The following is a 16,465-nucleotide window of genomic DNA, read 5'->3' on the forward strand; positions in this document are numbered from 1 at the left end:
GATGAGCATGAGAGAGCGCCGAACATGCGCTGTTTCACCCAAAGAGGTAGGCATCTCGCCCGCTGTGTGTGTTCCCTATGCCATTGGGCTTCTTGCGAGGTGGGAGCAGGTACCGCCATGCTGTTGGTAACCAAAGCTACGGGGAACCAAAGATCATGCGTGTTGTGCTTGCAAACCGGTATTTCTATCCCGATCAGTCAGCGACGAGCCGGATGGTGACAAGCCTTGCGCATGAACTTGTGCGCGAAGGTATCGAAACAACAGTTCTTGCCAGCCGCAGCTATCACGAGAAAGGCCGTGAAGCACTTCCGGCCCGCGAGATGATTGACGGCATTGATGTGCATCGCATCTGGACATCGGGCTTTGGTCGCGGAAAGCTTGTCGGGCGCGCGGTTGATTACGCAACATTCCACCTTTCTGCTGCCGCATGGTTTGCGGCTCATGCGAAAAAAGACGATATTTGTGTCGTCTGCACAGACCCACCTCTGCTTTCAGTTTCTGCCGCTTTGCCCATCCGGCTGCGTCGCGCTCGACTTGTAAACTGGGTCATGGACCTGTTTCCCGAAACAGCTATTGAGCTTGGCCTGATGAAACATCAGGCCGCATCAGGCAGGCTGGCGGTTGCATTGCGCAATTGGTCGATGCGTCAGGCAGCACTGACCATTTGCCCAATTGAGCGCATGGCAAGTTTTTTGCAGGACAAAGGAATTCCGTCGGAGAATCTGGCGGTGGTTCATCACTGGGCCGATAAGAACGAAATCTTACCTGTTAGCGCCGACGAAAACGCGTTGCGCCAAGCATGGGGTTTGAGCGAAAAATTCGTGATTGGCTATTCGGGTAATTTTGGCCGTGCACATGAATTTGCCACTCTGCTTGATGCGGCAGAGCAACTTCAGAGCGTTCCCGATATTGTCTTCCTGATGATCGGTGAAGGGCAGCAGCGCGGATATGTTGAACGCGAGATAAAACGCCGCCGACTAAACAATGTCGTCATGAAGCCTTTTCAGCCGGTGGAGCAACTTTCCGAAAGCCTCGGCGCGGCTGATGTGCATTTGGTGTCGCTTAAGCCTGAGCTTGAACATTGCATCGTACCAAGCAAATTCTATGGCGTTCTCGCCGCCGCTCGCCCTACAATTTTCATTGGTGATCCCGATGGCGAGATAGCGAATGTTGTGCGTGATTTTCATTGCGGTTTGTCGCTATGTCCGGGTGAAGTCGAGATGCTGATAAGCTCGGTGATGTTGCTTAAAAACTCCCAGCTGAACCGCAATACCATGGGCAACAATGCCCGCTATCTCATGGAAACGGCCTATTCAAAAGAAATAGGGGCTGCCGTCTGGCAGTCGGCGGTCGGACGCATCGGTAAGAAAAGCGAGCTTAGCGCTATGCCCGTTCTCGACAGACCGTCTCACGTGGGGAAAATGTGATGGCCACAAACAATATGACGAATGGCTCGTTTGTTGTCAGTCAGCTAGGCGCACGGATGCATTATGCCGTACCGCGCATCTTCGCCAGTCATCAAAGGCTCGCGCATTTTTATACCGATATTTGTGCCCAGCAGGGCTGGCCGAGACTGCTGAATGGTTTGCCTTCATCAATGCTGCCTGCCTCGGTGCGCAGGCTTGTTGGGCGCACGCCACAGGATATTCCGCAAGACAGAATGACGACATTTCCGACCTTCGGCCTTCATTCAGCGGTTCGCAGACTGTCGCATCAGACGGGGCCAAAATCCACTGCCAATGCAATTTGGGCTGGCGAGACGTTTGGTAAACTGGTTGCAGCACGTGGATTTCATGGTGCAAGCGGGGTCTATGCGTTTAGCGGCGAGGCTTATGAATTGTTGAGCGCTGCAAAAAAGCAGGGGCTTTGGACGGCTGTCGAACAAATGATTGCGCCGCGTGGTGTTGTCGATCAGCTGGCTTGCGAGGAAGAGATACTCAATCCAGACTGGCAGCTATCGGCTGCGGATGATGAAAATGCAGATGCTTTCGCGGCCAGAGAAAAAGCAGAGTGGGCGATTGCCGACGCTGTGATCTGCCCGTCAGATTTTGTCGCGCATCATGTCATTGAAGCGGGTTGTGACGCCGAAAAAGTGGTCGTTGTACCCTACGGTGTCGATGACCGGTTTAAGATCGGTGAAAGCCGACGCGTGCCGGGGCCGTTGCGTGTTTTGACCGTAGGTGCTGTGGGCTTGCGAAAAGGTTCGCCCTATGTTGGTGAGGTCGCTCGCAGGCTCGCCGGTCGGGCGCAGTTTCGGATGGTCGGACCAATAGATATTCAGCCTGAAGCGCAGGAAAAGCTTAGCAAGTGTGTCGAACTGACCGGACCTGTCCCGCGCATCGAAATGCGTGCACAATTTGAATGGGCGGACGTGTTTTTACTACCCTCTTTGTGCGAGGGTTCGGCCACCGCTTGTTATGAAGCGCTGGCTGCTGGTCTTCCGGTGATTTGCACGGACAATACCGGCAGTGTCGTGCGTCACGGAATTGATGGCTACATTGTTCCTATTCGCGATGTTGATGAGACCGTTCATATTCTGCGCGAATTTACCGGTAGTCCCGGCACGCTTGCAAGAATGAGCGAAAATGCACGCGAACGTGCACGTGACTTTACGGTTGCGCGCTATGGCGAGCGGCTGGTTGAGGCTTTATCGCAATATTCATCAGGGGCTGCTTCATGAAAATTATTCATGTGATTGGGTCTTTTGATCCGGCCAAAGGTGGGCCGCAGGCGGTCGTTGTGCGTCTTGCTGCGGCGCAGGCATCGTTCGGACATGATGTGACGATTGTCAGTTACAGCGACGATGAGGTTAATCATCGTGCGCGTAAAGCAACAGCAGAAATCCCTGACTTTGATAAGGTCAGAACGTTTTTGCTGCCGATGCCGGATTTTCGTGAAAAGCTGCTGGGTAGCCGCGCAGCACGGGCGATTGGCCCACTTATTCGTAACGCGGATTTTGTGCATATGCATGGGGTGTGGGAGACCAACTTGTTGCGAGCAGCCATGCTCTGCCGCCGCTATCATGTTGCTTATTGCATATGTTGTTGCGGGATGCTCGATCAGTGGAGCATGCAGCAAAAAGCTTGGAAAAAGCAGCTCGCGCTCAAGCTTGGCTTTCGCAAAATGCTTAACGGCGCAGCCTTTATTCAGGCGCTTAATCAGGACGAGATCGAGCTGATGCGACCGCTGGGATTGAAACCGCCGTCCATCATTATTCCCAACGGAATTTTCTTGAATGAAGTCGAGGGTGGCGAAGGCAACCGGGCTGGATTGCCCGAACGACCTTTCATACTTTTTCTGTCGCGGCTGCACTACAAAAAAGGCCTCGATATTCTGGCGGATGCCTTTCGTAAGATTGCCCCGCTGTTTCCTGAAATCGATCTTGTGGTTGCGGGGCCAGATGGCGGTGCGGGAGCTGGTTTTCGCGACAGCATCGAACAAGCCGGTCTTGAAAGCCGTGTGCACATGGTGGGCGGGCTCTATGGTCCGGCAAAGATTGCAGCGCTGAAAAATGCCGCCTGTTTTTGTCTTCCGAGTCGTCAGGAAGGGTTCAGCGTTGCCATCACAGAAGCGCTCGCTTGCGGTGTGCCGGTGGTTATCACCGATGCCTGTCATTTCCCGGAGGTCGCGCAAGCGGGTGCAGGCGTTGTGTCTGCGGTTTCCGCTCAGTCTGTCGCAGCAGGCTTGATCGAAGTGTTGGAAAACCGTGATCGTGCGGCACAAATGGGCGCTGCGGGAAGCCGCCTTGTGTGTGAGAATTATACATGGCCGCGCATTGCACTTCAGACAATCGACGCCTATCAAAAGGCGCAGCTACCAAAAGCTGGAACAGTCTCTGGCCGTGGAGGCCTTAAAGTCGTTGCTCCGGCTTAACTGGCCGTTCTGCGTCTGGCGCGCACTGGCTTTGCCGGGTTGCCCACATAGACCATCCATGGTTCCATGTCGCGAAAGCTGACGGCTCTCGCGCCCAAGACAGCGCCTTCGCCCACACTCACTCCTGGTCCGACAAAAGCTTCTGCTGCGATCCATGCACAGGGGCCAATTACAATGGGTGCTGCGGTCAATGGGAAGTCGTGCTGATCGATATTATGTCCGGCTGTGCAAAGATGTGCGCGTTGCGAAACAATCGCATAAGGCGCAAGCGTCACGGGTGCCACATTGTAACAAAGCGCACCCGGGCCCAGCGATGAATGTGCATCCATCACCAGATTTGCAGGCCACCAGATGCGCGCGCTGCCGCGCACAATAGCGGTTTTATGGATCGATGCTCCGAATGCCCGCAAGACTGTACCGCGCCAGCGCCAGAGAAATGACGGTGTCCATGCGGCCAGCATAAGCCATGTCATTTGCCAGCAAAGACGCTGGATGCGATGGCTGAGTGTGAAGGTTGCTCCACCTTCCATAGGACTGGAGGATTCTTTTCGGCCGTTTATTGCAATGCGGGGATCTGATCGTGATGCAGTGGCCATTGATCTTATCCTTTTACATAAACTGTGGAACTGTCGGGCCGCGCTGCAAAGCGGTTGGAAGGCCAACCGAGCGATTGCGGATGCGGCAAAGCCATAAAACCGGCACAAGGAAAATCGCCATATGAATCCAGACCGGAATAACCCAGTCTGTCTGGTGGGAAATGGCATGCATAGCTGGCACGATGGACAGCATGTAAACAAGTTGTCCCAGCATTTCTCCGGCCATTGCGGTTTCCCAAAGCCGTCGCATGATCCATGCAAGCAACAGGAACTTGAAAGCGCCAAAATACCAGAAAGATCCAAATGCATCGACCAGTCCGGTTTCTGTGGTGCCGGTCAGTGGATTATAATCGCGGCTTGGTTTGGGTGTGTCGAACTGGAGCGCTTCTTTTAATTTTGATCCGACAAGCTGTGCAGGAACAAAGGTAAAAATCACGCGGTTCCAGTGAAATTTGCCATAGTCAAATTCCAGCCGCCGGTCGATTTCGTCTAACCGCAACACGGCATTGCGCATTTCAAGACCGCCACGTTCCAGTGTCTCGTTAAAGTTTTCCGCATAATTGATCTGCATGATGTCATCGAGAACGAAGCCAGAGGCCGCACGTGTAATCTGGCGATAATCGCCCATACTGGTCATGAGAAATGTCCCACCCAAAATGCCGATTGCCATAAGAATACGTGGCACGACCAGACGGCGATAAAACCACAAGGGCAGCAAAATCATGAGCACAAGCTGAATGGCTTCGGCGCGTTTTCCAGTGACAAGAATACGGTCGAGATAGAAGACAAGATCGAAAATGATGATCGCCAGCGCAAGCCACGAAGGGCGGCGTGTGAAGCAAAGGAGCGCAATTGCAAGGCCATAGGGCATGAGCTGCGCAAAGAACAGATAGACCACCGGCATGCCTGTCATCTGCGTGCCGATTGACACGTCACCAGGCAGACGGCTCAACAGAAAATAGAAAACAGCGCCAAAGGCGGACAAGCCTGACGCCGCCCATAACAGCCGCCGCTCGCTGAAACTCATGCTGAGAAAACCGATTGGACGTTTTGTCATGCGCCAGCCCACTGCCAGCATTGAGAGCGAAAGAATGCCCATAAACATGGTTTTGGCATAAGCGCCGGATGGCAAAAATTGGTCGTACATCAGTGCGGGGATTTGCGGCAGCAGAAAGCCGAATGTCATTACGCCTGCAAGAAACGGAAACTGATACATGCGCTCTGCGCGAAACAGCAATCCACCCGCCAGAAACCAAGCAACTAGCCCGACAAAAATCCATGTAAGGGAGACGTTCATCGGCTTACTCCTGAGAGTGTGCAGACACCGGATGCATCAGGCGGCGTCGCATCTTTCAGAAGGTTTGATGGGTAGATGCGACCCGAAGCCAGATACCAACCGAGTTTCACATATTCTTTTGCAACAAGCTCAAAATCCGCTCGTGTTGTTGGAAAACTCGCTTGCCTCTGATCGTCGCCAATCGGCGCGGAGCTAAAATGCATTTGCGGACAGGCGGCACGAAAACTCGCTATTGCGCGGCGTGAATGATACCAGTTTGTGACGATCAGCGCCTTTTTCGCCTGAATTTCCCGCATGACGGGCGCTGAATAAAAGGCGTTCTGCCATGTGCTTCCCGATTGGCATTCGATGAAAATCGCCGACGGGTTTACCCCGTCACGCACCATAATCTGCTTGTTGAAAAGACAGTCGCCATCGCCGGTAATCAGGATATAGGGTGAGCGGCCCTCCTTCCAAAGCCGTGCCGCTTGTGCTGCGCGTGGCGGCCCATCGCCGCCCGGAACCACAATAACATCCGCCTTGCTGCCATCATCGTGCAATGTCAGCACAGGTTCTGAATAGAACATTGCGGCGAGCCCGAATAAGACGGCACAAGGCAGGAAAATCAGCAGCATCATACCATACGCCGTTCCGGTTCTTTATTATCGACGACCAGCCGAATAGGCGCTTCAGCGACTACGCTTGTCTCTTTCCGTCGCTGCTCTTCCATCTTGATAATAATCATGAATTCGTAAGCAGCGAGAAGCCTACAATAGAGATAGCCGGGCTTTCCATCCAGAAAGCCGCGGCGCAGCACATACATGTAAAGGAAGCGCAGCGAAGGACGGAACGGCATGTGATAGGAGAGCGATTTCAGCGCGCGCCGTCGCTTTTCAGGTGCGCTTGATAGTAAACCGCTCCAGTCGATTTTGCGTTCCAGCAGGCGATTAGAAGAAAGGTCAGCCTCTGCCGATGAATAGCGATTATGCTTATCGTACCAGGCTTCAAGGCCTTTGTTGAAACTGTAATGAATGAAATGCGCTTTCAAAGCCCCTTCCGGGCCACCGCTTGCGCGCGAATGCACTGAACGCTCAAACCGCACCCGATCAGGGCGCACCAGCCTGGTTATCCATGTTGGATAAAGGCTTGCATGTTTGATCCAGCGCCCCATGAACATGTTTTTGTAACGCGCTTTGAAGAACACTTCCGGTCGAGTGGGATCGGAAGCGATGGCCAGCATTTCGTCACGCAGATCGGCGGGGGTTATTTCGTCGGCATCAGGTGTGTAGACCCAATCATGTTTGAACTCAATTTCCGTGATGCCATACATCCGCTGCCGGTCTTCGGTGTCATATCGGCGCTGAAATACGCGTGCGCCCGCAGCTATTGCAATCTCCACAGTGCGGTCTTCGCTGAATGAATCGAGCACAACAATGTCATCGCACCAATCGAGCGATGCAAGACAGGCGGGCAAATTGATCTCTTCGTTCAAGGTCATGATGAGAACAGATACACTCATAAACTTGCCTCTGGAAAAGTGACGTTGGTTTTTACGGGTTGGGTGGCGTCCACAACGATGGGCCGCAAAGCGTTATTGGTGCGAAGCACGAACAGAGCGTGCGCAATCGCTGGCACAATGAGCGCAATAAGCATTGTCCATGCCGGAATTTGAAAGCGGATCGCAGCATAGGCCGTAGCTCCGGCGACAAAATTGAGCGTCATGATAGTGATTGCCGTCTGGCTGTCGGAAAAGCCGTTATCGAGCAGCAAGTGATGGAGATGTTGCCGGTCAGGTGAGAACGGGCTTTTGCGTGCTGCAAGGCGGCGCACAATCAGGCTGAGCGTGTCGATTACCGGCACAATCACTACCCATATGAGGATGGGAAAAGCTGCTGTCGCGCTGACATTTGCAAGGATCAGGATAAGACCGGCAAGGGCGGCACCCAAAAACGTGCTGCCACCATCGCCCAGAAACAGGCTGGCCTTTGCCCGCCAGCGATGGCGCATATTGAAGACGAGGAAGCCAATACAGGCCGCTGATAGTGCCAATGTTTGTACCCCGACCCGGTTTTCCCCGATACTGAAACTAATCACGGCAAGCCAGAAAAAAGCGGCCGCACTTGCAGATCCGGCAAGGCCATCAACGCCGTCGCTCATATTGACGGCATTAACGACACCGACCACGAACGTCAGCGCAAGAAGCAGGAAAATTGGCCCGGTCAGAACTCTCGATCCTATCGTGTCAATCACGCCAGTTGCAAAGCCAAGATGGATTTGTGTGATGCCTGCGATGCCGATGATCAGGAATGCCGCCAGCAACTGCATGGCAAGACGCGGTGCAACGGGGAGGTTAAATCGATCATCCGCGACGCCTGTTACGAGGATTAAAAGCAGGCCGGGCAGCACGAAAATGATATTTGCTGATCCCGCCAATGCTGGTGTGAAAAGTCCCGCAACTGATAATGACAGGAAAATCGCTATCCCTCCGCAAAGGGGAACGTGGCCATCATGTGTCTTACGCGCATTGGGAATGTCGATGAGGTGCCATTCACGTGCAAGCCCGCGAAAACCGAGACAGAACGCAACTGATAACCCAAAAGCCAGAAGCGTGATCCAGATAAGACTGACCATGACCCCTCCCAAGCGCGTGTAAAAATTAAGACTAAGTGAATTTTTACTGTCTCCCGCGCGCAGCGACGACTTGGCTATAAAGCGTGGTCCATACTCCTTTCAGGTAAGGGCTAACACCAAGAGTCACATTTCCCGGTCCCGGCAAACGGCTATTCTTAGGCGATGAAGTAAAGGCGGCACTTGTTGTCTTTGTATTGTCCGGGGGGATCAGAGGTTTTGAAAACGCGCAAGCAACACCCAATCAAGCTCCCGATAAGGAGCAGGCCATGAGTGGAAACCGCAGAGGCATTCTCATGGCGGCGCTCGAACAATATGCGGGTCTGCTGTTTAATTTTCTGACGGTAATTGCAGTGTCGCGGTTCTTAGGGCCAGCAGAGACGGGTGCCGGTGTCGTTGGACTAAGCATCGGCGCAATTATCTTTTCTTTGCGCGAGTTTGCCAGCCCAGAGTTTCTTATCCGTATCGACAAGGTTCAGGATCACGACGTCAGAACCTCTATGACATTTCTTATGATTGTAACGCTTATTTTGTCAGCGGGTCTTTATCTGGCGCGGGAATATTTTGCCGTAGCCTATCACGATCCGACACTGCTGCTTTTCCTTGATATTACGATTATTGCAGCTCTCGTCGAAAGTCTCTCGCTGCCTGTGGTGGCATTGCTACGACGCGAAATGGCATTTGGAACTCTTGCCCGTATTCGCACTGCTGGAACTGGCTTTGGAGCGGCCGTCACCATCGCCATGGCAGGGCTTGGCTTTGGGCATATGTGCTTTGCATTCGGTCTGCTTGCCAGTGCGCTGATGACAACGGGCATGGCGATTGCCATTTACCCGCTTGCGCGGCTGCTGCGCCCGTCACTTGCCAGCATCAATACCGCGTGGCGCTTTGGCATTTATCTTGGCGGTAATGCGGGTTTGAACAAAATTTGCGAAACCTTCCCGCAGCTGATGCTCGGACGCTTCATGCCTATTGCCTCGGTCGGTATTTATAACCGGGCGAATACAGTCAGTGGATTGCCGGATCGTATCTTTTTGTCGGCGGTGTTTACCGTGGCGTTCCCGATGCTATCTGCGCATGTGCGCGAAGGTGGTGATATCAGCCGGGCCTATATCCGCGCTTTGTCCTATATTTCGGTGGTCTATTGGCCTGCACAAGCGTTGCTTGCACTGCTTGCCTACCCACTCGTGAATATCATCCTGGGTCCGGGCTGGACCGAGGCCGCGCTGATTGTTTCCATTACCAGTCTTGCAAGCCTGTTCTGGTTTCCGGTTATCCTGACCTATCCCTTGCTTATGGCGCTTGGTGCAAACCGTGAGGCGTTTATTTCAAATCTTATCTCTCGACTGGTAGCAACCGCAATTCTGTGTTTTGCAGCACTTCATGGATTGTTGGCTGTGGCATTAAGCCAGTTCATCAGTCTGCCATTCCAGATGGTTGTCGCCATCGTCTATGTCCGCAAGCATACAAAATTCTCATATCGCATTCTTGGAAGTGAACTCCTTAAAAGTGCATTCGTCACCCTATTGGCGCTGTCGGGGCCGCTCGCTATGGTTGCGATGGATGGATTTAATCTTGACATGCACTGGTCAAAGGCATTGCTCATGGGGCTTGTTGCCATTGCGAGCTGGTTTGCGGCGCTGTTTGTGACGCGCCATCCTTTTACCGAAGAGCTGGTGCCGGTGCTACGCTGGTTGCTTGGAAGGTTCATGAGCCGCTTGCCATGGGTAAGACATGTTCATGAGCCTGCGGAGTGAAGCGCTCATGAGCAATCAGCCAATGATTGATGTGGTTATTCCCAGCTATAATTATGCGCATTACTTAGCCGGATGCGCCAACAGCGTGTTATCGCAAAGCGGCGTTGCGTTGCGACTGCTGATTATTGACAATGCATCTGAAGACAACAGCGCAGATGTGGCGCGTGATCTCGCCGCGCGCGATACTCGTGTCGAATTGTTCTTGCGATCAAGAAACGCCGGACCGCATGCGTCGTTTAATGCGGCGATTGACTGGGCGCAGTCTGATTATTTTCTCATTCTTTGTGCGGATGACCTGCTGGCACCGGGCGCCTTGGCGCGGGCTGTCAACATGCTGGAGCAATATCCGGATGTACATCTTTCGCATGGTGGCATCCATAAAATCTCAAAAGACGAGATGCCGCCGCAGACAATGGCAGATGGCGGAAAATGGACTATTCGCTCCGGTGCTGATTTTATCAACCTCGCTTGCCGACATGCTTTCAATCCTGTTGCGGGGCCAACGGCTGTCGTGCGAACGGCTGCGCAAAAGCAAGCGGGTTATTATCGCAAGACGCTGCCACATACAGATGATCTTGAAATGTGGTTGCGGCTTGCTTTGCTGGGTGGTGTTGCATCAACTGACAGCGTGCAGGCCTATGCGCGGGTTCATTCCGACAATCAGTCGGCCAAGGTTGCAGGCATCATGCACTGGAATCGTGAGTTTGAAGCGGGGTTTCGCTCATTCTTCGAGCACGAGGGCATGAATATGCCGCATGCTGACAGGGATTTTACGGCTGCGCGCAACTGCCTGACAAAGCGCGCTTATTGGTCGGCAATATCCAATCTCATCAGGCGAGAAGAGGGGGCCGCATCGCTTATGAGCTTTGCGCTCAAGCGCAAACCGTCGATGGCTTTGTTACCGCCCATCGACTATCTGTTTCAGCGCAGAAAGCGGACTTTATAATCGACTTTTCATGAGTAAATTGACGCGCAGGCATTCTTCCTGTTCCGCAAGCTTTTGCCGATAATGCTCTACACCAACCTCAACTGTCTTGACGAGTTGTTCCCTGCGGCTGAACATATTGTCGATCTGGCCCAGCACTGTTTGCGGATTAAAATTTTCGATGTGATGGCAGAACTCGCTCAAGCCCGTATCGTTTAAAAGCGCATCGTTTTTGCGTGCATAGCCAATTGAAATTGCAGGCCTTCCCATTGCAAGCGCGCATACGATATTGTGGTATCGGCTGGCAACGACAATATCGGTTTTGGCAATCTGCTGCATCAGAACGTCAAGTGATGTGACTGGTTCGAAAATGACATTATGTGCATGCCTTGCAGGAATACGCTGTCGCAGATCATGAATGGCTTCAAGGTCGCCCTTGTCGCCGGTCAGCAGACGCACTTGTCGCCCGTCGATTAAAAGCTCGCTGATCAGCTTGGTCATTTTGTTGAGATAATTATCGTAAATCGCCTCACCGTCGAGCGCACGCTTTTTCCAGCCCTTATAGGTCATGATGCCAAGGCCAACGCGCTGGTCGGCGCTGTTGCGCAATTCCTCTTCCGGCGTGGGAAGAGAAAAAGCGATGTCAGCACTGACAAGATCTTTTGTGACACTCACATTGAGCGATTTCATGAAATCATATGAAACCTGATCGCGATAGGAACGATAGGCCGCTATCTTCGAGGCCTTGCCAATGAAAAACCGGCTTAAAGGATGGGTGACCGGCCCGGCACCGATGGAAACAAAGGCAAAACGTGCACCGCCAAGCCGTGCTGCAACCGACCATCGTAAAATAGCAAATGGCCAGCCAAACGGGTCTTCGTTAAAGTCGTCGAGAATGCCTGTTCCGGGAACCACAATCACATCAATGCCGTGCGCCAATGAAATCGCAGCTAAAAAGCCGCTCATGCGACGCGGGAGTTGTAACAGAGCCTTATCAAGCATTCGCAAGAAGGCGTTATCCGACGCTGGCTTACCCACTGGAACCGCTTTAATCTGAAATTTCTCTTCGATGATGTCAGGTCTTGAACAGATACAGATAAATTGTGCGCCGGGGCAGTTGCGTTTCAATAGTTGCAGCATCGCTTCCAGCGACCCGTCATTGCCGGTATTGCCGGAGCCAAACTGACCGAAAAGACCTATCCTCATACAAGTGTCTCCAGCTATTTCTAGAAACTATTCCGTTAAGAGGTTTTGTGAAAATTGGCAGAAGGGTGAACAGCATCCTCTTATGTATGAGGGTATGTACCCCTCATAGCCAAAATGCACGATGAGTGATTTTCGCTACACTGATAAGCGGTATATCAAACGCCCCCCGATATGCCGAAACGAGGCTTCGAGGGACGGTTTCCCTCGAAGTCCTGATTTCTGGGCAGAGGGTGATGATCGTGAAATGTGCTTACTTCGTCCGTCCCCATATTGGCGGGACTTACTCGGTATTTACGCGGCTAAGCGCGTCGCTCAGGCAATCTGGTATTGAATTGCGCTGGCTGGCTGCGGGAGCGGCAGGTGAAACAATCAGCTTTCCTTCTGCCGATCAGGGGTTAAGCGATGCTTTGCGCAAGGGTGATGCGATAGACCGGATGGGAGTTCTTGATGAGGAAACCCGTGCACGGCGCATGATTGCCTTTTTGCGTGACAACAATTTCAAAGCGGTCTTTGTCAATGTCTTGTCCAGCCGCTTTGAAACCAATCTGGTTCGGTATCTGCCCGATGATATTCTGCGTATTATGATCGTTCATAATATCACGCCCGGCACTTATGCGGCAGCGCACGAGATCCGCGATCATGTTCATGCAACCGTGGGTGTTTCAAAGCGTTGCCGGGATGATCTGGTCAAACATTACGGATTTGATGCGGCGCGAACGCTTGTGATCCCACACGGTCTCAATCGAAATGTTCTTAAGCATGGGAGTGCCATGCACAGCGATCCTTCTGCACCTTTACGCCTGCTATATCTCGGTCGCATTGAGGATAATTCAAAGGGCGTGTTCTGGCTGCCAAATATTCTGCGTGAATTGAAATGCGACTATCATTTGAGCGTTGCCGGGGATGGCCCTGATCTGAATGAATTACGTCGTAGGCTCGAAGGTTTTGGCGACAAGGTGAGCTTCACAAGCTGGGTTGCTCCATCCGATGTGCCTTGGCTTGTCAGCCAGCATGATGTCATGGTCATGCCGTCCCGGTTTGAAGGGTTTGGCTTAACGCTGATTGAAGCCATGAGCGAGGGTTGCCCGGCGGTTGTTTCGAAAATCGCAGGTGTTACCGATTATATCGTGACCAATGGTGAGGATGGTCTGCTTTTCCCTGTTGGAGATTTCAAACAGGCCGCACGCCATATCAATCGTCTTGCAGACAATAGGCAATCGCTGGCTGAAATGGCCAAGGCGGCGCGGCTGAAAGTTGCGGTCGCGTTTGATAATGATACCGCAGGGCTTGCCTATGCCGGGCTTTTGGAAAATCTGGTTAAAAACCCACCCGACATCGCAGTTCCTCTGCCGCTTTCACAATGGCAGATGCCGACGGCACTGCATTCGAGCCTGCGGTCGCGTTTGCCCAAACCTGTCAAAAACTGGCTCAGGCAGATGCGAGAGCGGTTGCGTTCGGTATGGACAGAAAGGAAATGGGCATGAACCTTTTCACATCCCGGTTTCGCAATTCACAATTGCTCAGAAGCAAGGCCCATGCCCTGATACCGGGCGGGTGCCATACCTATGCCAAGGGTGATGACCAGTATCCGATCTTAGCACCGGGCTTTATTCAGCGCGGTTCCGGCTCACACGTGTTTGATGTCGATGGCAATCAGTATATTGAATATGGAATGGGCAACCGTGCCGTTGGTCTGGGGCACGCCTATCCGCCGGTGCTTCATGCGGTGCGCGATGCGTTGCAGGATGGCTGCAATTTCACGCGCCCCAGTGCAATTGAAATTGAATGTGCGGAAAGCTTCCTCGAACTGATTGAGGGCGCTGAAATGGTGAAATTCTGCAAAGACGGATCGGATGCAACATCTGCCGCCCTGCGTCTGGCACGCGCCTATACCGGACGCGATATGATTGCCATCTGTGCAGACCACCCATTTTTTTCGACAGATGACTGGTTTATCGGGACCACGAAAATGAATGCGGGGATTCCTGCATCTGTTTCCGCATTGACCACGACGTTTCGCTATAATGACATAGCCAGCGTGCAGGCTTTGTTTGAGAATTATCCGGGCATGATTGCAGCGCTCATTCTAGAGCCTGCAAAAGCCGATGAACCGCAGGACAATTTTCTGCATGAAGCTAAACGCATTGCGCATGAAAACGGCGCTTTGTTTATTCTGGACGAGATGATTACCGGCTTTCGCTGGCATATGCGCGGCGCGCAGCGGCTCTACGATATTGAGCCGGACCTTTCCTGTTTTGGCAAAGCTCTGGGCAACGGTTTTGCGATCTCTGCGCTGGCAGGCAAGGCTGAATATATGCAGCTCGGCGGCCTCACTCAAACCGAACATCCGCGCGTATTTTTACTTTCCACCACCCATGGCGCTGAAACGCATGCGATGGCCGCAGCCATTGCAACGATGAAGGTCTATCGCGATGAGCCGGTGATCGAACGGCTTTATCAACAGGGTACGCGGCTTGCGGAGGGCGTAAATGCTGCGATTGCAAACCACGGATTGCAAAATCACGTGCGATTACATGGTCGGCCTTGCTGTCTGGCTTATTCTACCCTTGATGAAAGCAACCAACCTTCACAGGCATTTCGCACATTATTCCTGCAAGAAACCATCCGACGCGGCATTCTGATGCCCTCACTTGTGGTTAGCTATACGCATAGCGACACGGATATTGCACGCACGGTTGATGCGATTGACGGTGCACTTGGTATCTATGCGCGAGCGCTCAGTGATGGTGTTGATACCTATCTAACCGGGCGTCCGTCGCAGGTGGTCTATCGCCGGTTTAACGAGGCATCGAGCTATCCCCCGGCTACGCGATGAGGTTTTGGCGAGCAGGTCTTATCTTTGCGGCGCTGTTCTTGATGGTTGGTGCCGCACAGGTCGAGACGGTTTTCCCGATCAAAGTCAGTCAGGATCAACGTTATTTTGAAGATGCACAGGGTCGCCCGTTTTTAGTTAACGGTGACACGGCGTGGTCATTGATTGGGGAATTAAACCGAGATGATGCCAAGACGTATTTGGAAGATCGCAGCAAACGCGGCTTTAATGCCATTCTTGTCAACCTGATCGAGCATCAGTTTTCAAGCAATCCGCCTGCCAATGCTTACGGTGATAAACCTTTTAAAAGCGAGTCATTTGGCACGCTTAATCCAAACTATTTCGATCATGCCGCATGGGTGATCGAACAGGCGCAGAAACAGGGTTTGGTTGTGTTTCTGGCCCCGGCCTATTTGGGTGTGAATGGCGGTGATCAGGGCTGGTTCGCGCAAGCACAAGCTGCTGGCCCAGATAAAATGAAAGCCTATGGTGAAGCGATTGCGCGCCGCTTTGCAAATTTCCCAAATATTGTCTGGATTTTGGGTGGTGACTTCGATGCGCCTGACCGCGCACTTGTGTCAGAACTGGCGCAAGGCATTGCATCTGTTTCGCCCGCTGCGCTTCAAACAGTTCATTCCGGGCGCGATACGAACACGGTTGAAATATGGGGCGATCACAGCTGGCTCTCTCTCGATACGGTTTATACTTATGACGATGTGCATAAGGCAATTCTGGCTCGCAGTAAGGCGGCCAAAATGCCGGTCATTCTACTCGAAGGTGCTTATGAATATGAGCGCGAGACAACCGCACGCATCACGCGTCGCAATGCCTATGGAGCTATCTTAGGCGGTGCTGCGGGTCAGTTTTTCGGCAACAATCCAATTTGGTACTTTTCAGGACCGGGAGTATTCACCTCGGATCAGAACTGGCGCGAGGCTTTAAATAGTCCCGGAGCAAAGTCTATGACGATCATGAAGGCATTTTTCGACAAACTCCCATGGCCGCAATTGCAGCCGGATCGCGATCACAGCATTGCCGCGGCTGAGGGCGTTTATGCAGCGGCTTTGCCTGATCAAAGTCTCCTTGTGATCTATGGTAATGCAGGAGAGTTTCGCATCAAGACAAGTTCGTTAAACGACAATCAAAAAGCTTTTTGGGTTGATCCGGCTTCCGGTCAGTTTTTACCTGCCAACGATCCAAAAATCGATGGCGATGCGAGCATCTATCAGGCACCGCCAGACCGGAAGAACGTCTATCAAAGCGACTGGATTTTGTTAATCGGCAGTTCTGAACAATTGAAGCTCATCCAGAAGGCGTAGTGGCCCAGACTTTTTATATCTCATATCAACGCTTGTCCTAAGCGAACATGCC

Annotated in this window: 14 protein-coding genes; 8 read left to right on the forward strand and 6 right to left on the reverse strand. The window is 52.6% G+C overall.

Annotated elements, in window-relative coordinates; genetic code table 11:
- The first annotated feature begins 155 nt into the window (after positions 1-155).
- The 3 genes from WH356_RS18350 to WH356_RS18360 are packed head-to-tail and all read left to right on the forward strand — an operon-like array spanning position 156 to position 3,873.
- Positions 156-1,427 (forward strand): glycosyltransferase family 4 protein, encoded by a 1,272-nt coding sequence (locus WH356_RS18350; protein WP_339513379.1) that lies wholly within the window; start codon positions 156-158, stop codon positions 1,425-1,427.
- Positions 1,428-1,441: 14 nt separating this feature from the next.
- The gene (locus WH356_RS18355; RefSeq protein ID WP_339513466.1) at positions 1,442-2,680 is read left to right on the forward strand and encodes a glycosyltransferase family 4 protein; all 1,239 of its coding nucleotides are present in this window, start codon (positions 1,442-1,444) and stop codon (positions 2,678-2,680) included.
- Positions 2,677-3,873 carry a glycosyltransferase gene (locus WH356_RS18360; RefSeq protein WP_339513380.1) on the forward strand — a complete coding sequence of 399 codons (1,197 nt, stop codon included), beginning with the start codon at positions 2,677-2,679 and terminating at the stop codon, positions 3,871-3,873. Before WH356_RS18355 ends, WH356_RS18360 begins: the two co-directional genes overlap by 4 nt.
- On the opposite strand, the gene WH356_RS18365 is transcribed toward WH356_RS18360, so the two are convergent.
- From WH356_RS18365 to WH356_RS18385, 5 genes are read right to left on the reverse strand one after another with little or no spacing between them, the layout of a single operon-like run.
- On the reverse strand, positions 3,870-4,469 hold the full coding sequence (locus tag WH356_RS18365; protein WP_339513381.1) for a putative colanic acid biosynthesis acetyltransferase: 600 nt from the start codon (positions 4,467-4,469) through the stop codon (positions 3,870-3,872). The genes WH356_RS18360 and WH356_RS18365 overlap by 4 nt on opposite strands.
- 13 nt (positions 4,470-4,482) lie before the next feature.
- A complete protein-coding gene (locus WH356_RS18370; protein ID WP_339513382.1) occupies positions 4,483-5,766 on the reverse strand; it encodes a hypothetical protein in 1,284 nt (427 codons plus the stop codon).
- Positions 5,763-6,380, reverse strand: a complete 618-nt coding sequence (locus tag WH356_RS18375) for a YdcF family protein (RefSeq protein ID WP_421565703.1) — start codon at positions 6,378-6,380, stop codon at positions 5,763-5,765. Before WH356_RS18375 ends, WH356_RS18370 begins: the two co-directional genes overlap by 4 nt.
- Positions 6,380-7,264: a glycosyltransferase family 2 protein gene (locus WH356_RS18380; RefSeq protein ID WP_339513384.1), complete on the reverse strand. Its 885-nt coding sequence runs from the start codon at positions 7,262-7,264 to the stop codon at positions 6,380-6,382. Before WH356_RS18380 ends, WH356_RS18375 begins: the two co-directional genes overlap by 1 nt.
- On the reverse strand, positions 7,261-8,376 hold the full coding sequence (locus WH356_RS18385; protein WP_339513385.1) for a glycosyltransferase family 4 protein: 1,116 nt from the start codon (positions 8,374-8,376) through the stop codon (positions 7,261-7,263). Before WH356_RS18385 ends, WH356_RS18380 begins: the two co-directional genes overlap by 4 nt.
- A 266-nt stretch (positions 8,377-8,642) precedes the next feature.
- On the opposite strand from WH356_RS18385, the gene WH356_RS18390 reads away from it, so the two are divergent.
- Together WH356_RS18390 and WH356_RS18395 are read left to right on the forward strand one after the other, a co-directional pair.
- Positions 8,643-10,130 carry an oligosaccharide flippase family protein gene (locus WH356_RS18390; RefSeq protein ID WP_339513386.1) on the forward strand — a complete coding sequence of 496 codons (1,488 nt, stop codon included), beginning with the start codon at positions 8,643-8,645 and terminating at the stop codon, positions 10,128-10,130.
- A 7-nt stretch (positions 10,131-10,137) separates the two neighbouring features.
- Positions 10,138-11,076, forward strand: a complete 939-nt coding sequence (locus WH356_RS18395; protein ID WP_339513387.1) for a glycosyltransferase family 2 protein — start codon at positions 10,138-10,140, stop codon at positions 11,074-11,076.
- Here WH356_RS18395 and WH356_RS18400 read toward each other — a convergent pair.
- Positions 11,071-12,261, reverse strand: coding sequence for a polysaccharide pyruvyl transferase family protein (locus WH356_RS18400; RefSeq protein WP_339513388.1), 1,191 nt, complete (start codon positions 12,259-12,261; stop codon positions 11,071-11,073). The genes WH356_RS18395 and WH356_RS18400 overlap by 6 nt on opposite strands.
- Before the next feature lie 239 nt (positions 12,262-12,500).
- Here WH356_RS18400 and WH356_RS18405 point away from each other — a divergent pair, with 239 nt between their 5' ends.
- Genes WH356_RS18405 through WH356_RS18415 form a run of 3 tightly spaced genes read left to right on the forward strand, consistent with a single transcriptional unit; the run spans position 12,501 to position 16,413 of the window.
- Positions 12,501-13,745 carry a glycosyltransferase family 4 protein gene (locus WH356_RS18405; protein ID WP_339513468.1) on the forward strand — a complete coding sequence of 415 codons (1,245 nt, stop codon included), beginning with the start codon at positions 12,501-12,503 and terminating at the stop codon, positions 13,743-13,745.
- The gene (locus WH356_RS18410; protein WP_339513389.1) at positions 13,742-15,097 is read left to right on the forward strand and encodes a glutamate-1-semialdehyde 2,1-aminomutase; all 1,356 of its coding nucleotides are present in this window, start codon (positions 13,742-13,744) and stop codon (positions 15,095-15,097) included. Before WH356_RS18405 ends, WH356_RS18410 begins: the two co-directional genes overlap by 4 nt.
- Entirely contained in the window at positions 15,094-16,413 is a 1,320-nt protein-coding gene (locus WH356_RS18415; RefSeq protein WP_339513390.1) for an apiosidase-like domain-containing protein, read from the forward strand. The genes WH356_RS18410 and WH356_RS18415 overlap by 4 nt, the downstream gene beginning before the upstream one ends.
- Positions 16,414-16,465 lie beyond the last annotated feature (52 nt).

Origin of the sequence: Ochrobactrum sp. MYb379 (assembly GCF_037479515.1) — a bacterium.
Taxonomy (GTDB): Bacteria; Pseudomonadota; Alphaproteobacteria; order Rhizobiales; family Rhizobiaceae; genus Brucella.

Excerpts from the sequence above, each read along its gene's own strand:
- WH356_RS18370 (WP_339513382.1), bottom strand. The coding sequence starts at position 5,766 with ATGAACGTCTCCCTTACATGGATTTTTGTCGGGCTAGTTGCTTGGTTT.
- WH356_RS18415 (WP_339513390.1), top strand. The coding sequence starts at position 15,094 with ATGAGGTTTTGGCGAGCAGGTCTTATCTTTGCGGCGCTGTTCTTGATG.
- WH356_RS18385 (WP_339513385.1), bottom strand. The coding sequence starts at position 8,376 with ATGGTCAGTCTTATCTGGATCACGCTTCTGGCTTTTGGGTTATCAGTT.
- WH356_RS18350 (WP_339513379.1), top strand. The coding sequence starts at position 156 with ATGCGTGTTGTGCTTGCAAACCGGTATTTCTATCCCGATCAGTCAGCG.
- WH356_RS18400 (WP_339513388.1), bottom strand. The coding sequence starts at position 12,261 with ATGAGGATAGGTCTTTTCGGTCAGTTTGGCTCCGGCAATACCGGCAAT.
- WH356_RS18375 (WP_421565703.1), bottom strand. The coding sequence starts at position 6,380 with ATGCTGCTGATTTTCCTGCCTTGTGCCGTCTTATTCGGGCTCGCCGCA.
- WH356_RS18380 (WP_339513384.1), bottom strand. The coding sequence starts at position 7,264 with ATGAGTGTATCTGTTCTCATCATGACCTTGAACGAAGAGATCAATTTG.
- WH356_RS18410 (WP_339513389.1), top strand. The coding sequence starts at position 13,742 with ATGAACCTTTTCACATCCCGGTTTCGCAATTCACAATTGCTCAGAAGC.
- WH356_RS18355 (WP_339513466.1), top strand. The coding sequence starts at position 1,442 with ATGACGAATGGCTCGTTTGTTGTCAGTCAGCTAGGCGCACGGATGCAT.
- WH356_RS18365 (WP_339513381.1), bottom strand. The coding sequence starts at position 4,469 with ATGGCCACTGCATCACGATCAGATCCCCGCATTGCAATAAACGGCCGA.
- WH356_RS18395 (WP_339513387.1), top strand. The coding sequence starts at position 10,138 with ATGAGCAATCAGCCAATGATTGATGTGGTTATTCCCAGCTATAATTAT.
- WH356_RS18360 (WP_339513380.1), top strand. The coding sequence starts at position 2,677 with ATGAAAATTATTCATGTGATTGGGTCTTTTGATCCGGCCAAAGGTGGG.
- WH356_RS18390 (WP_339513386.1), top strand. The coding sequence starts at position 8,643 with ATGAGTGGAAACCGCAGAGGCATTCTCATGGCGGCGCTCGAACAATAT.